Here is a 15,644-nt window from a genome sequence, read left to right on the forward strand (position 1 = left end):
AAAAACAAAAGAAGTTTCTCCACCCTGTAAAGAGTGGAAAAACTTTAAATTCCTTAGTATTTAGTTAGCCCTAGTAACCAGGGTTTTGCTTGAGAACTTCTGTTCCCTGCAAATCGATTTCGTTTTGAGGAATAGGCTGGTACTCATCTTTATTTGTATCAAACTTAGCACCTTGGTACATAGAAGAACCTGGGTTATTGCTTCTCTCATTAGCTAAGAATGCATTTAGCGTTGGCTCAGCTATACCCCATCTTACCAAGTCGAAGAAACGCTGGCCTTCTCCAGAAAGCTCTAGTTTTCTTTCAAACCTAATGGCATCGATCGCAGCAGCTTTATCAGTCCAGGCAGCATCATACGTACCAATCACATAGTTGGCTGCATCATCTCCACCTTCAGTTTTTACAAAATACTCAGAATTTGCCGCTCTTTCTCTCACTTGATTTACCAAAGCTCTTGCAGCTTCCAAATTACCTAATTCTGCTTCTGTTTCTGCAGCTAACAGCAATACATCTGCATAACGGATCACACTTACATTCAACGCAGTATACCCTGGTGTCCAACCACTTATATCATTCTCAGTACCACTTCCTCCTTTGTAGTAAATAAATTTCTTCGGAGAATAAGGACCTGCATAAGGTTGGCTACGAATCCAGAACTGACCTGGGTGAGGGCCCCAATCTAGGTAGGGAATACCACGACGGCCTACTGAATGATCCAAACGAGGATCTACATTGCCTGCATCTGGTTCATATGGGTCTGGAGTATCTGGATCATCATGACTCGACATCCCAAAGTCATTCTTTAATGCATTTCCGCCATCATTATAAGAACCATCTAATAATGGAAGCCCATTTGCATCTGTGCGAAATGAATTAGCCATATCGAAAGTAGGCTGGAAGAAACCACAGCAGCCACCTGGTCTTTCAGGACCTGAAGAGCCATGAGGGAAGTTCAACACCATACCAGCATTAGCATTTTGTACAGTACCTGTATTAGCAGATGCTTGGATAGCAAACACAGACTCTTCGTGGTTGTCGTTTGTTGACCTAAAAATATTAGCATAGTTCTCAACAAGACCATATTTCTGACCATTGGCAGTTTGCCCATCTGCAATTACTGCATCAAAAAGAACTTTTGCCTCAGACCATTTTTCCTGGTAAACATATGCCTTAGCCAAGTAAGCAGCAGCAGCCCATTTGTTTGCTCTTCCTGGATCACTCATTGTTTCAGGCAAGTTTTTGTAGGCAAAATCAAGGTCTGCCTCTATCATAGGCCACAGATCCTTGTCGTTGGCTACTGGTGTGACACCGTCCCAAGTCTCATCTACGTAAGGTACATCTCCAAAGATTTTCTTCATTTCGAAGTAATAGTGACCTCTTAAGAATCTTGCTTCTGCTATGATTCCAACTTTAGCTTCGTCAGGCACATCTTCTGCAAGAACACCTAACTTCAATACGGCATTACTTCTTGCAACCCCCTCATAACTTACTCGGTACTTAAGATTTACCTCGCCATTAGTTGTCTGGGTGTTATACTGCATAATTTCATTCACCCCAGACTGGTCACCTGGGTCACTCCCCTTATTCGCCTCTCCTCCTACTACAGAACCCCAAAACCAGTTGTCTGAACTAGAATAAAAACCATCTCTACCAAGCAGAATACTGTACGCTCCTATCAGGGATCCTTCCATCCCCTTTATTGAGGCTAACTGAGCCTCACTTAGCGATGCCGTAGGAAGGACTTCCAAAAAGTCCTCCTTACAGGATACCGAAAATACTATCAAGAATGACAGCGTTAACGCAATTTTTTTTGTGATTTTCATTTATATATCAATTTATATTTTTTATCAAATCATTAAAGAAAGTGATGAAATTATCCTAGAAACCAAGGTTTACACCGAAAGTATAACTTCTTGTAACTGGAACGTTACCCAAGTCAATACCAAAGTTGGTATCAGCTGCACCACCTACTCCCGGATCCAAACCTTCGTAACCTGAAATAGTGAAGATGTTGTTCAAGCCTCCAAACACCCTGAATTTAGACATGCCCATTTTCGTCAGCAGATTCATAGGTAGGTTGTAAGCCAACGTGATGTTTTGCAAACGCAGGTATGAACCGTCTTCTACATAGAAAGAGTTAGACTGCCCTATGGTACTAAAGTTCGATACGTTCTCAAAAATTGGAATATCAGTACCTGTATTTTGAGGAGTCCAGCTATTTTTTACACGATCACTGATAGCAGCACCAGGGAAAAGTGGGTAGAAATCCGTAAACAACTTAGATACGTTGTAAATCTCATTGCCTAACGAAGCATAGGTATAAGCTTCAAATTCGAACCCTTTGTACATCAGTTTGATAGTAAGTCCGCCTGTGAAATCAGGAATTGGGTCACCTAAGTAGGTTCTATCTTCTATATTGATTTCACCGTCATTATTTTGGTCAACAAATCGGAACCGACCGGGAGCAGCGCCATCTTGTGTTGCAGCACCATCTACTTCTTCTGTGCTCTGAAACAAACCTTGTACATCATAGCCATAGTAAGACGACAATGGATAACCCACTTGGTTCAACACTGGAGTTATACCTCTATATTGCGCACTAAAGTTTGGAAGTTCAGTAAGGTCACCATCCAATTCAACAATCTCATTTTTCAAGAAACCACCAGTAGTAGTAATTTCATACTCCAATCCACTTCCAGTTGTATTTCTGTAGGTTATCAAGTAATCGATACCTTTGTTATTCATTTTACCCACATTCACTGAAGGAGCAGAAGCACGGTATCCGCTTTGTACCGTTACAGGCAATTGGAACAATAAGTCCTCTGTATCTTTTTGCCAGAAATCAAGAACAAACTCAAGCCTGTCGTTGAAGAAACGACCATCAAAACCTAAGTTACTCATTACAGAAGTTTCCCATTTTGCTCTTGGGTTGCCAATTCTACTTCTGTAAAATCCTTCTGCAGCAGAAGAGTTGCTACCTTGGATATCGTATGTTGAGTTGTCTAGGCTTGTACCAAATAAGCTATACTGGTTATTTGGATCTACGTTATTGGAGTTACCCATTTTACCATAACCACCACGTATTTTCAAGTCATTGACCCAAGTAACCTGGCTCATGAAGCTTTCAGAAGAAATCCTCCAACCTGCTGAGAATGCAGGGAAAGTACCATATCTGTTCTCAGCTCCAAAACGAGAAGAACCATCGCGACGAACAACTACTGAAGCCATGTACTTATCATTGAAGATATAATTTACTCTTCCAAATACAGAGGCAAAGTTTACACCTTTGAAATACCCACCACCTACTTGTCTGTTATTCACCGTATTAAGTGTCACAAAGTCAACATCTTGAGAGAAAGGGTTGATACCACTGCCAGACATGGATCTACCTGAACCAGTATTCAATGCTTCATAACCTCCCAAAAGATCGATGCTGTGCTGACCGAACTCCTTCTTGTAGTTTGCGGTATTGGTCCAAACCCACTCAGCTACGTATCCAGAATACTGATTGTATCCAAATGCTGAGTTATTTTCAGAGTTTTCATACTGACGACGGGTATAGCCTTGGCCATTATATTGATCGAACCTACCTCCAAAACTTGTTCTCAATGTCAACCCTTCTATTGGCTCATATTTCAAATACACATTACCGAAAGCATTAATATTGAAGTTTTTATTATCTTTTTGCCCTACTCGATTCGCTACAGGGTTACTAGGATTGTTGAAACCCTGAGCCGCAGTACCAGCATATCCGCCAAACTCATCATATACAGGAATGATCGATGCCATTCTTGATGCTGTCAATATATCATTTTCATCATCAGATGAACCAGAACCGCCTCCTAAGAGGTTAGTGGTAGATCTATATGTTCCTTGAAAATTTGAGCCCAAGCTTAAGTTGTCCAACAGATCAAATTCGGCATTTGAACGGATTGAGTAACGCTTGAAGTTTTGATGAATCAAAATACCATCTTGGTCTTGCATGCCCAAGCTAATGTAGTAACGGCTTCCATCACCTCCACCAGAAACACCTATCGTATGTCGATGAATAGGGGCTGTACGAGTTATTGCATCATACCAGTCTGTTCCATCTTTATTCGCTTTTACCACTTGGTAAATTGATCCAGCTTCTGGGTTTACATTATATTTCGCCCTTTCTGCCTCCAAATCAACATTACCAACTACACCGAAGCTACCACCTACCATCAAGTAGTCAGGAATAACAGGAGTAGAACCTGTTCCGTATTGTGGGTGGCTAAATACTGGAGTCTCGCCTATTTGCTCTGCCGCATTTCTGATTGCATTCCATGTCCAAGTCGCTTGGTCTTGAGGGCTCATGATTGGCGCAGATTTGCCTGGGTCGGTAAAACCGATCATTCCATCATAGAACACTTCCATTTTCTGAGCTCCTTTTTTGCCCTGCTTGGTAGTGTAAACAATCACACCATTAGCTGCACGAGCACCATAAATAGAAGCTGCTGTCGCATCTTTCAGTACCGTAGTCGACTCAATATCGTTTGGGTTCAAGAAATCAGTAGTACCCACAGGCACACCATCTACTACATACAAAGGATTGTTACCGCCAAAAGCACCAAAACCCCTTACACGAACTTTACTGTCCGTACCGGGCTGACCGTTGGTAATAACTGTTACACCAGCTACTCTACCCTGAAGCTGCTGTTCAATGTTGCCAGAAGGAACAACCGTCAGATCTTTAGGCTTTACGGTTGAAACCGCGCCAGTCGTCTCTCTTCTACTATCTACCGAATAACCAGTTACGATTACTTCCTCTAGTGCTTTAGTATCAAGCTCTAGCACTATGTCTATAGAGGTTTTTCCCTCTATCATAACTTCTTGGGCTTTATATCCCACAAAAGAAAAAACCAATATTGATCCGCCACCTACATTTAAAGTGTATTGACCATCAATATTGGTTATAGTTCCTGTTGTAGTCCCTTTTACAAGGATACTAACACCAGGGAGCGGACTTCCATCACCGCTATCGGTAACGGTGCCTGTTATTGTTTGGGCGAATGTTACCGCGCTGCCAAATAATAACAACAGTGCCATCGTAGGGATCTTTCCCCATCTTGAAAGGTAATTTTTCATCTTCATGTTTTAAAATTCAGGTGTATATATAATTGAGAAAATCTTATATTTTAATATTTAAAACGTTCCCGGTATTTCAGCAAAGTATAGCTCCGCTAATTACGCTCTAGAATCAGAGCCAATTGATGTTAAAATAAAATTTGGGGATACTGCATAAGCAGTCAGGATTCAATAAACTCAGTTTACTGAATGAGGCAACAACTAGAAATGATGGTTGAAATATAAACGGGGATTGCCCGAAGGCGCAGAAATTCTAATCTACTTTTTGTAGTTCTCATCTTCATATGTACGTGTAGTTTTATATTAGTAATTAGAGTAACGAAGCTTGCGGTTCGTTTACTGTCTTGTTAGTCGTTTTGATACAATTTTGTAGTATCTGAACCCGAAGATTAATTTTTTTTCGGATTATCACAAATTTTATGTTAAAAAAACATAAAAAACTTACTTATAAAATAGATAACAACTAAATAGTAACGCTTCTAAAGTAGCTAGTTAGTATTTGGGTGACTTGAACGTAATACTCCAGATACCCCTTAAGTCATTTGGCTTATAACCTTGTGCATCATCGTTTGGGTAATGCTTTTTGAGTAGGTCAAGTGATTGGTCATCAATATCAGCAGGTGTGCCGTGGCACTTGAGGCATTGTGAGTTGATAAGAATGGGTGCTGCAAATAGCACTTCATTATCCTTTAAACTTACAACCTTTGGCAAAAGTTCCCTGCCCACTTTCTTGTCCTCTAAGTACCAGCTTATTATCTCAGCTTCCAGTTCTGTAGGCTTGTTTTTTTCATTTCTCCATTTGTCCGATGTCCTCTTAATAGCAACCTGATAGGCTTTTGAAAGAGAGTCCGTCAACGGTACTGCCTGGAGGTTGCAATAATTAATGGCATGAACAGCTCCTCCTTCCTTCATCGCCCCCATCAACTGGCTACTAAGCGCTAAAAACGACTGCTGGGCTACCTCCTTTCCCTTCTCTATATACATTTTTTCCTCTTCCTCCGACAGTTTTTGCGGTTTTTCTTGGCAACCCCAAAACGCAACAACCAATAATAATAAGCAAAAAAACACACTATATCGCATGGCACTTAAAATTTATCATGAGTATATACTAAACACAAAAAAGGCCTAGAAACGTTCAACGCCCTAGGCCTTTTCTATAGGAAAACACAAGTTGTTACATCAACTGTAATCAATGTTGTTCATTAAATGTCAATACGGGTTTTATAGCATGGTTAACAACTTCTTCGGCAATGCTACCAAACAGCAAATGGGAAATCCCTTTACGCCCATGAGTGGTGAGGGATAGTAAGTCAGCATTGAGTGTATGACCAAATGCACGGATGCCTTCTTCCTCTGTATAATAATTAAACACATTCACGGTATAATCATCAAACTCATTTTCTTGTGCAAAACTCTCTATCAGCACCTCCGTATCCGGTGTAGTTTCAAAATTATTTGGGGTGACAATTTTAACAAAATGCAGGGTAGAACTAAATAGTTTTTGGAACAATTTCAGGTTGTCAATTGCCTCATCCGAAACATCTATGAAGTTAGATGCAAAAACAATATTTTTGGGGTAAAACTCCTCTACTTGGCTTTTGATTGTCATTACAGGGATTTTGGAAGTACGTATCACCCGCTCCGTGTTTGAACCTACCAATATCTCATTGATCCCGCTAGAGCCTTTAGAACCCATAATGATCAAATCAGTTTTGTCCTTCACTACAAACTGGGCTAAGTGCTTTTGCATATTATCGAATACAATATGCTCCTTCAAATTTACATCGTCATATTTCTCCTTAATCTCAGAAATTTTTTGCTTGGTTATGCTCACCAAACGGCTCATATATCCCTTATAAATCATAGGGTCACCACCCGCATCTCCGCCGCTAATATTCATATTGATAGCATCGCCCGTAACGGAATGAGAACCAATTGAAGGTACATCAACAATATGTAATAGAGTTATATCTGCATTGCAAAATCTTGCTATTTCTACTGCTACTTCAAGTGCGTTGTTAGCTTCTTCTGAAAAATCGGTGGGTACTAATATTTTATTAAGTGTTGACATGGTTGTAGGTTTAATGGTGAAAAAAATTGCGCTAGTCAGCTTGTTATTATATTCTTATTTACGTTTTTATTCGCTTATTAGTTGGGTATAAATACACATTAAAAAAACTAATCATAAACAAAGACTTTTTCACAACTCAACTTATAATTTAGGCATTTTATGAAAGATATTAAAATCCAAGGCTACACCCATAGAAAATAAAAAAGCATCGTGCCCATACTCCTTGCCCGAGGCAAAGTCCAAATCGTTGTAGCTTAGTTTGATACTTACCCCTGACTGCATATAAAACCTCACATTTTTATACCCAAACTTGAAAGAGACAGCAGGCTCCGTGTACAAATCTGTAAAATGAAAGCCCGACTCATTGGTTCCAACAAATGTATATCGATGTGAAAAACCTAATACGAGATATAAATGTTCGCCCCTAAACTCTATGTCATCGATAGTAAGGCCAATACCTGGCTGGACAAATATTTTGTAGTAACGCCCTTGCCATTGTTCATCAAACAGCCTCAAGTATTGTGCATCTTCATCAAGCCGCTCACTATGGTGAAGCACCTTAAATTCTCCATAACCATACCCTCCCGATACTTCAAAAACACCCTTCTTAAACCTTTTGTAATACCCCAAACCAATATCGAAAGATTTAAATTCCTGAGAACTTCTAAGGGAATCTGACCAAATAGTGCTCCATGCATTATACTCCCTCCTTTCCCTATCCAGCATATTGGCACTGCCCAGCACAAATATTTTATCCGACATTGCATATGAAACTTGGGCAGTATGCCCGCTTTGGTCGCTTGTCAGCAGGTTCAGTTGTCCATCTCCTTTCTTTTTGAAAAAAGGAGCATTTACCGGAGAAGGAATATAAGCAGGAGTACACGCTCCAAACAAAAAAAGCAACAAGAACAAAACATAGAGGTGTTTCATAAAAAGACAAGATATAGGTTTCAAGTTTACATATTTTTCGTAGATAAAAACGCCCTTCTCAAGGCTTGTAACGTAAGACACACACATGGGTGAGAAAGCAAATTACATTTACTAAAAACGTTAAATGCCTACTTCTAAAACTCAACCTTTCGGATTTCCTCCATTATTTCACTACCTTGAAGTCAAATAGCTAAAAATTCACAAAACCTAATTGTTAACTTTAAATCAAACCTATGGCTTCTTTTAAGCTCCATGTAAATGGAAAGGAAATGCAGGTGGAGGCAAGCTCCGAAACCCCATTGCTTTGGGTATTGAGGGACAACTTGAATCTCACTGGCACAAAATACGGTTGCGGCATAGCCCAATGCGGGGCATGCACTATCCACCTCAACGGCAGTGCCATGCGCTCTTGCTCCCTTCCCGTTTCGGCAGTGGGAGAATCAAAAATCACTACTATAGAAGGACTTTCCGAACAGGGCGACCATCCAGTCCAACTGGCTTGGAAGGAAATTGATGTACCGCAATGTGGCTATTGCCAAGCGGGGCAAATAATGTCGGCTACTTCGCTGCTGAGCAAAAACAGCAACCCAACCGACGACGATATAGACGCAGCAATGACAGGAAACATCTGCCGCTGTGGCACTTACAAACGCATAAGGCAAGCAATCCACGTTGCCGCAGGAAAAGGAGGCGCACAATGAGAGGACAAAAATTAGACAGAAGAGGGTTTCTAAAGGTATCAGCTGCTGCTGGAGGCGGAATGGTTTTGAGCTTCAATTGGCTAGCGGGCTGTACCAACCCTGTACCCACCGAAGAAATTGCCTTGGAGCTCTTCAAACCTAATGCATTTTTGCGTATAGCTACCGATGGCATAGTGACCATTATGGCACCCAACCCCGAAATTGGGCAAGGTGTAAAAACTGCTTTTCCCATGATAGTTGCCGAAGAACTAGACGTTGACTGGAACAACGTTCGGATAGAACAAGCCCCGCTAGATACCAATAATTATAAAAGACAAGTTGCCGGTGGTAGCGGATCGGTGCGTTCAAGTTTCGCCGCTTTGCGAGAAGCAGGCTCGGCAGCTAGGCAAGTACTGATAGAAACTGCTGCCAAAGAATGGAGTGTGCCCGCTGCAGAAATCACCACCGATAAGGGCATGATTTACCACAAAGGAAGCGGTAAAGAAATCTCTTATGGAGATATTACCGAAAAAGCAGCCAACTCCCCTGCCCCCGAAAATATCACACTCAAAGATGTAACCGAATTCAAACTGCTTGGGCAAAGAATTCACAATGTTGACAATGACAAAATAGTAACTGGAGAGCAGAAATACGGCTACGATACTAAAGTGGATGGCATGCTCTATGCTATGATCACTCGCCCACCTGCTTTCGGCAGCAAATTGGGAGCTGTGGACGATACAAAAGCTAGAAAGCTGTCTGGAGTAGTAGATGTAGTTTCGTTCGATGATAAAGTAGCTGTACTTGGCAACTCCACTTGGGAGGTGATGCAAGGAAAAAAAGCATTAAAAATAGAATGGAAAGCTCCTTCAAAACTAGAAAACACAGAAGAGCAGTTTTCAGAAATGAAAAAGGCTTTGCTGAATAAGCCTGAAAAACCAAGGAGGCAAGATGGAAATGTAGAAACCGCCTTGGCAAAAGCATCCAAAAAGATAGAGGCTATTTACGAAGCCCCTTACCTCCCCCACAACACAATGGAACCGATGAATTTTTTCGCCCATGTAACGGCTGAAAAAGCAGATCTATTAGGTCCTATCCAAACTCCCGAGCGGGCAAGAAAAGAAGTAGCCGAAATGCTCGAAATGTCCGAAGAAAACATCAATATTATGCTTACCCGAATGGGTGGTGGGTTCGGCAGAAGGCTTTACAGGGATTTTGTGTTAGAAGCGACCAAACTTTCCCGCATGGTGAAAAAACCAATCCAATTGCTTTGGACAAGGGAAGACGACATGGCAGGCGGCATGTACCGACCCGCAGCCACGTACAAATACACCGCTGGCTTGGATGATAATGGGCAGTTGACTGCTTGGCATCATCAATCTGCAGGAATGGGAGTGGGAAATGCAACACGGGAGCATAATTTCCCGGCAGGGGCTGTCCCCAATTACCAAGTGGATTACAACAAGGTAAATTCCGATGTAACTACGGCTGCATGGAGAGCACCTAACCACAATTATGTCGCTTTTGCCGAAGAAAGCTTCATCGACGAAATAGCGCACTCACTTGGCAAAGACCCGATAGATTACCGCATTGAACTACTCCAACAGGCAAAAAACAAACCTGCAGGCGATGTAAAATACGATCCTGACAAGTACATCAACGTGATAAACAAGGTGAAAGAAATGGCTGGATGGGGACAACCAAAACCCGAAGGGGTTTACCAAGGGTTTGGATCGCATTTCTCCTTCGGCTCGCATGTAGCCCAGATTGCCGATGTTTCGGTAACGGATGGAAAAATCAAGGTCCATAAAGTGTATTGCGCAGTAGATTGTGGTATCTTGATCAACCTTAGCGGAGCTGAAACGCAGGTAGAGGGAGGAATAATGGACGGCTATGGACATGCCATGTACGGAGAACAGTTGATAAAAGATAGCAAACCTGTAAAAAGCAATTACGACCGTTATCGTCAGCTGCGAATAAGAGAAGCTCCAATGGAGATCGAAGTGCAGTTTGTGGAAAGTAATGATCCGCCACAAGGGCTGGGAGAACCAGGCTTGCCCCCTATCCCAGCGGCAATTGGAAATGCGATTTTTGCAGCTACAGGGAAGCGCATAAGAAAACTTCCATTCATAAATGCAGAGTTGGGTTAAGAACAAAAAAAAGCCATCTTGTATAGATCACAAGATGGTTTTTTCAACTATCCGCCAGTGTTAACCGATGGCACTTGGGGCTCACCCACTATGACGGAGTCCGTCCATACTTCATTACTTAATTGTTTTGCTCTATCCGCTATTTGAACCTTAAACTTGATTACATCTCCTCTACTAATAGGAGATCCTCCCCCATATAAAATATCAATTTGGTAGCGTAATTCACCTTCTAAGGCAGTTTCGTTCATCAACTCATTTAAGATTGGATAGCGCCCATTAAAACTAACGCCATCTGGAAGATTCACAAGTGCATATTGACCATCAGCTCCCATTTTCCATATATCTATAAAGTAATTAAAAAAGAAGGGATTAGGTATGGAATCACCTGTAGCTTCATCTATTAGAATATTTCCAAACTCATCTACCAAGTATTCGCCATAGTCAGGATAGGAATCTACTTCGTTGGCAGCCAGTCCAAGATCACCATCTCCATCTTGAAAGGTTACTTCCACAATGACCTCATCAACACTGGGGGTGTTTGTTTGAATTATTTTGGAGAATTCGATAACGGGCTCATTTGGATAATCCGGCTCTTTGATACACGAATAAACCAAAAGTGCCCCAATCAAGAAAAAGAAAATTTTTTGTGCGTTTATCATTTTATATAGTAAAGCTAAATTCTGTACGATTCAACATTTCGTTATCAAACCAAATGCTACTAAAAGACTTCCTAAACTTAAAAATAGTTGTTCTAGATTCATAAGTTTATCAACTTCACCCCTAAAATAGTTTATTCTTTTAAAATCTATTTACCCAACAATTTGTTTCTTTTTGCAAAGTAAAAGATTCTTTGGCAAGCTTCGGACAGAATGACCTACGCAAATAAATTAAAACAAGCAGTATTAGACACCAAAAAAGAGGGTTTTCATGAGTTGGCCCTGGAAATATTCCGCTTTCAGGCAAAAGAAATCCCTGTATATGGTGAATACCTCAAACACCTAAAAATCGACCCCGCTCAAATAGGCCAAATTGAAAACATCCCTTTTATGCCCATCGAGTTTTTTAAATCTCAGACGGTGCTAAGGAAGGGAGTGATCCCAAAACTCACCTTCGAAAGCAGCGGAACTACGGGAGCGAATACTAGCCGACACTTCGTGGGAGACCCTGATTTCTACAAAGAAATATCTATTGAAATTTTTGAAAGCATTTACGGAAGCCTCAGCGATTATTGCATTTTGGCCCTACTCCCCTCCTACTTGGAGCGCCAAAACTCATCCTTGGTTTTTATGGCAGAGCAATTCATAGCCAAGGCTTCGGAAGGCTCGGGCTTTTACCTCCACGACCTTCCTAGCCTAGTAGAAAAAGCAATAGGAAGCTTAGCTTCTGGCAAAAAAGTATTGATTTTGGGCGTCACCTTTGCCCTACTCGACTTGGCAGAAAGCTACAGTTGCGACCTAGAAGGAGCTATTGTGATGGAAACCGGGGGCATGAAAGGACGAAGAAAGGAGATGCTTCGCGAAGAAGTGCACCATATTTTAAAAAAAGGGCTCAATTTAAAGACGATTCATTCGGAATACGGAATGACCGAACTGCTCTCACAATTCTATGCTACACAAGATGGATTATTCCAAGAACCTCTTTGGGCAAGACTTTTGTTAAGAGATATGAGTGATCCTTTTAGCCTTAGGGCAAGGAAAACAAATGGAGGCATCAATGTCATTGATTTGGCAAATATCGATTCTTGCTGTTTTATAGAAACCAAGGACATAGGCAAACAAGTTGGAAATGGGCTTGTTTCTGTAGTAGGGAGGTTCGATAACGCCGATATAAGAGGGTGCAACCTTCTTATATCATGATACTATACAATATTATTAATCTTTGTAGTAGATTATTAACAGATGCTTACATCAAAATTTAGCATACTTGCGTTACTGAAATAATAATTTGTGTTTGTACTATTAATCTGAAAAAAAATTCAGCCATGAAATTTAAAGCGATTCTTCTTTTCTCATTTTTAATTATTGGAATGTCTTCTTGCGCTTACAAAACGTGCCATACATATTCAAAACAAGACGTTAAAAAAGTAAAAACTAGCGAAGAAATGGTATTGACTGCAAAACGTTAATACTTCTATCTAATAACTAGCTGGTTACCAGCAACGAGCCCAAGAAATTCTAAAACGGCTTTGAAAAATTAAATTTTCAAAGCCGTTTTTTTGTGCGCTACAGCCTATTCCCAAGATTTCTCCCCAACAAAAATCCATATTTTTCTCTACACCTACCTTTATCATTATCTTTGCCCATCATTCAAAATAAAGAGGAATTGGAAAAAGAATTTGACCTTATAAACGGAGAGGTGCTCCTTCTCGACAAACCACTTACTTGGTCGTCGTTTGATGTGGTAAAAAAGATACGCTACGCTGCCAAGATCAAAAAAGTAGGGCATGCAGGTACGCTTGATCCCCTAGCTACTGGCTTGTTGATTGTCTGCATAGGCAAAAAGACAAAGAAAATAAACGACATTCAAGATGCCGAAAAGGAGTATACAGGCACAATAGTAGTTGGGAAAACTACTGCCTCTTTCGACCTGGAGCATGAGGTAGAAGATGTGGCAGACCCTAACCACCTTACTGAAAAAGACCTAAAAGAGGCGGCAGAAAGCTTTTTGGGCTGGAGCGACCAAATTCCCCCGATGTATTCTGCCGTGCGAATAAATGGCGTGCGAGCCTACAAACATGCCCGAAAAGGGGAAGTAGTAGAACTGAAATCACGAAAAGTAGAGTTAACCACTTTTGAGCTCACAAGAGTTGAACTACCTGAGGTCGATTTTAGAATTGTCTGCTCGAAAGGAACGTATATCCGAAGCATAGCCCGCGATTTTGGTGAGAAACTGGGTGTGGGTGGATATTTATCCAAGCTAAGAAGAGAGCGGATAGGAGAATATTCAGTAGTGGGAGCTAGTGATCCAGCTACCTTGGCAGATCAGATTAGGGCTCAGGTAGAAAAAGCACAAGAAGAAGCTAAAAAAGAGTCGGAAGACAAATAACCAAAGTTGCACAACAGCCATTAATTAAAATAAGTATTTATGAGGGTCTTTCATGGGCTAAACGATTTTGTTAAGATTGAAAATGCAGTGGTGACGAGCGGTACGTTTGACGGTGTACACTTTGGTCACCAGCAAATTTTGGCAAGGTTGAAAGAGATTACAACTGCCATGGAAGGCGAAAATGTTGTTATTACTTTTTGGCCACACCCCCGTTTTGTGCTCAGCGGAATGGATATAGACCTCAAACTCATTTCTACACTCGATGAAAAAATAGAACGCTTGAGCGATTTTGGAGTCGATAACTTGCTCATCATCCCTTTCGATAAACAATTCGCCAGCCTAAGTTCCCTAGAGTTCATTCAAAAAGTATTGGTGGATACCGTCCAAACAAAAAAACTGGTGATGGGCTACGACCACCGTTTTGGCCACAACCGCGAGGGTGGTTTTGATTTTTTAATGAAAAATGCTTACAATTTCGGCTTTGAGGTAGAAGAAATACCAAGGCAAGAAGTAGAGGAAATAGCCGTAAGCTCTACCAAGATAAGGAGAGCCCTCCAGCATTCCGACGTGCAGACAGCTGCAAAATACCTCGGCAGGCCCTACCAGCTACGGGGCGAAGTGGTTGGTGGAGCTAAGCTTGGACGCAAACTTGGTTTCCCCACTGCCAATTTGCTCATTAAAGAAACCTACAAACTGATCCCCGAAAATGGGATTTATGCAGTAAAAGCCTTTCACAATGACATTGCTTACGACGCCATGCTCAACATAGGCGTGAGGCCCACCATAGCAAATGAAGGCGAGCGCTCCATAGAAGTGCACCTTTTTGACTTCAACAAGGACATTTATGGGGAAACCCTTAAAATCCACTTCATAGACCACCTCCGAAACGAAAAAAAGTTTGCCAACCTAGAAGAATTACAGCACCAGCTTTCTATCGATAAAGAAGCCGCCTTGGAAGTATTAAACCACTTTTAGAACAAAACTTATTTTTAGCTTCTACCCTACTTTCTTACCAAGCCTAACACATTTTTCTTGCATAGGAAACCCCGTCTTTCTATCTTGAAAACTGACAGTGTTAAATTTTAAACCAACCTAGTGCAATGGCTTACGACGAACACCTTGCCGACCGAGTGCGGCAGATAATAAAAAGAAAACATCTGTCTTTTGAAGAAAAGAAAATGATGGGCGGCTTGTGCGTGATGGTGAACGATAAAATGTGCGTGGGCGTAGTGAAAAATGAGCTAATGGCACGAATACATCCTGATCTCTACGAAGACTCCCTCACCAAAAAAGGCTGCAAGGAAATGAACTTCACGGGCAGGGCAATGAAAGGCTTCGTGTTCATAGATGCCGAAGGAACAGACATGGAAGACGACCTAGCATACTGGGTGCAGCTCTGCCTCGATTTCAACCCACTGGCGAAGTCGAGTAAGAAGAAAAAGAAATGAGTTGCGGGTTATTAAGTAAGTGGACAAATAAAAACGTACAATAAACTGGCATTTAGTTTGGGCTAAAGCCGTTTTGGTTAGTATGGTTCAACGGGTTAAAACCCGTTGCTAGTGATAAAAAAACTCAATAGGCGGGGCTTTTAAGCCCCGTTTAGAAGTAAAAACGACGTTGGCTTTAGCCTAAACTAAAGCTTTCAGTAGCTAAGAAATTC

The 15,644-nt window shown here is 41.3% G+C and carries 13 protein-coding genes; 7 read left to right on the top strand and 6 right to left on the bottom strand.

Annotation, left to right across the window (positions count from 1 at the left end):
- Positions 1 to 70: 70 nt before the first annotated feature.
- From R9C00_19765 to R9C00_19785, 5 genes are all read right to left on the bottom strand, one after another.
- Entirely contained in the window at positions 71 to 1,822 is a 1,752-nt protein-coding gene (locus R9C00_19765; GenBank protein WPO33939.1) for a RagB/SusD family nutrient uptake outer membrane protein, read from the bottom strand.
- 55 nt (positions 1,823 to 1,877) lie between these two features.
- Positions 1,878 to 5,114, bottom strand: coding sequence for a TonB-dependent receptor (locus R9C00_19770; GenBank protein WPO33940.1), 3,237 nt, complete (start codon positions 5,112 to 5,114; stop codon positions 1,878 to 1,880).
- A 486-nt stretch (positions 5,115 to 5,600) separates the two neighbouring features.
- Positions 5,601 to 6,092 carry a DUF3365 domain-containing protein gene (locus R9C00_19775; protein ID WPO33941.1) on the bottom strand — a complete coding sequence of 164 codons (492 nt, stop codon included), beginning with the start codon at positions 6,090 to 6,092 and terminating at the stop codon, positions 5,601 to 5,603.
- A 205-nt stretch (positions 6,093 to 6,297) separates the two neighbouring features.
- The gene (locus R9C00_19780) at positions 6,298 to 7,179 is read right to left on the bottom strand and encodes a universal stress protein (protein WPO33942.1); all 882 of its coding nucleotides are present in this window, start codon (positions 7,177 to 7,179) and stop codon (positions 6,298 to 6,300) included.
- A gap of 141 nt (positions 7,180 to 7,320) precedes the next feature.
- On the bottom strand, positions 7,321 to 8,109 hold the full coding sequence (locus R9C00_19785; GenBank protein ID WPO33943.1) for a hypothetical protein: 789 nt from the start codon (positions 8,107 to 8,109) through the stop codon (positions 7,321 to 7,323).
- A gap of 233 nt (positions 8,110 to 8,342) precedes the next feature.
- Between R9C00_19785 and R9C00_19790 the strand changes: the two genes are divergently transcribed.
- Positions 8,343 to 8,810 (top strand): (2Fe-2S)-binding protein, encoded by a 468-nt coding sequence (locus R9C00_19790; protein WPO33944.1) that lies wholly within the window; start codon positions 8,343 to 8,345, stop codon positions 8,808 to 8,810.
- Positions 8,807 to 10,939 carry a xanthine dehydrogenase family protein molybdopterin-binding subunit gene (locus R9C00_19795; GenBank protein WPO33945.1) on the top strand — a complete coding sequence of 711 codons (2,133 nt, stop codon included), beginning with the start codon at positions 8,807 to 8,809 and terminating at the stop codon, positions 10,937 to 10,939. Before R9C00_19790 ends, R9C00_19795 begins: the two co-directional genes overlap by 4 nt.
- Before the next feature lie 47 nt (positions 10,940 to 10,986).
- Here the strand turns inward: R9C00_19795 and R9C00_19800 are convergent, their stop codons facing one another.
- On the bottom strand, positions 10,987 to 11,598 hold the full coding sequence (locus tag R9C00_19800) for a hypothetical protein (protein WPO33946.1): 612 nt from the start codon (positions 11,596 to 11,598) through the stop codon (positions 10,987 to 10,989).
- Positions 11,599 to 11,808: 210 nt separating this feature from the next.
- Between R9C00_19800 and R9C00_19805 the strand changes: the two genes are divergently transcribed.
- The 5 genes from R9C00_19805 (at position 11,809) to R9C00_19825 (ending at position 15,432) form a co-directional block, all read left to right on the top strand.
- Positions 11,809 to 12,795, top strand: coding sequence for an acyl transferase (locus R9C00_19805; GenBank protein WPO33947.1), 987 nt, complete (start codon positions 11,809 to 11,811; stop codon positions 12,793 to 12,795).
- Positions 12,796 to 12,920: 125 nt separating this feature from the next.
- Positions 12,921 to 13,064: a hypothetical protein gene (locus R9C00_19810; protein WPO33948.1), complete on the top strand. Its 144-nt coding sequence runs from the start codon at positions 12,921 to 12,923 to the stop codon at positions 13,062 to 13,064.
- A 176-nt stretch (positions 13,065 to 13,240) separates the two neighbouring features.
- Positions 13,241 to 13,984, top strand: coding sequence for a tRNA pseudouridine(55) synthase TruB (gene truB / locus R9C00_19815; protein ID WPO38781.1), 744 nt, complete (start codon positions 13,241 to 13,243; stop codon positions 13,982 to 13,984).
- 39 nt (positions 13,985 to 14,023) lie between these two features.
- Entirely contained in the window at positions 14,024 to 14,959 is a 936-nt protein-coding gene (locus R9C00_19820; GenBank protein WPO33949.1) for a bifunctional riboflavin kinase/FAD synthetase, read from the top strand.
- A 125-nt stretch (positions 14,960 to 15,084) separates the two neighbouring features.
- Positions 15,085 to 15,432, top strand: coding sequence for a TfoX/Sxy family protein (locus R9C00_19825; protein ID WPO33950.1), 348 nt, complete (start codon positions 15,085 to 15,087; stop codon positions 15,430 to 15,432).
- Positions 15,433 to 15,644: the final 212 nt, after the last annotated feature.

Source organism: Flammeovirgaceae bacterium SG7u.111 (assembly GCA_034044135.1).
GTDB lineage: Bacteria > Bacteroidota > Bacteroidia > Cytophagales > Flammeovirgaceae.

Coding starts and splice junctions, on each gene's coding strand:
- R9C00_19765 (WPO33939.1), bottom strand. CDS start 1,822: ATGAAAATCACAAAAAAAATTGCGTTAACGCTGTCATTCTTGATAGTA.
- R9C00_19770 (WPO33940.1), bottom strand. CDS start 5,114: ATGAAGATGAAAAATTACCTTTCAAGATGGGGAAAGATCCCTACGATG.
- R9C00_19775 (WPO33941.1), bottom strand. CDS start 6,092: ATGTATATAGAGAAGGGAAAGGAGGTAGCCCAGCAGTCGTTTTTAGCG.
- R9C00_19780 (WPO33942.1), bottom strand. CDS start 7,179: ATGTCAACACTTAATAAAATATTAGTACCCACCGATTTTTCAGAAGAA.
- R9C00_19785 (WPO33943.1), bottom strand. CDS start 8,109: ATGAAACACCTCTATGTTTTGTTCTTGTTGCTTTTTTTGTTTGGAGCG.
- R9C00_19790 (WPO33944.1), top strand. CDS start 8,343: ATGGCTTCTTTTAAGCTCCATGTAAATGGAAAGGAAATGCAGGTGGAG.
- R9C00_19795 (WPO33945.1), top strand. CDS start 8,807: ATGAGAGGACAAAAATTAGACAGAAGAGGGTTTCTAAAGGTATCAGCT.
- R9C00_19800 (WPO33946.1), bottom strand. CDS start 11,598: ATGATAAACGCACAAAAAATTTTCTTTTTCTTGATTGGGGCACTTTTG.
- R9C00_19805 (WPO33947.1), top strand. CDS start 11,809: ATGACCTACGCAAATAAATTAAAACAAGCAGTATTAGACACCAAAAAA.
- R9C00_19810 (WPO33948.1), top strand. CDS start 12,921: ATGAAATTTAAAGCGATTCTTCTTTTCTCATTTTTAATTATTGGAATG.
- R9C00_19820 (WPO33949.1), top strand. CDS start 14,024: ATGAGGGTCTTTCATGGGCTAAACGATTTTGTTAAGATTGAAAATGCA.
- R9C00_19825 (WPO33950.1), top strand. CDS start 15,085: ATGGCTTACGACGAACACCTTGCCGACCGAGTGCGGCAGATAATAAAA.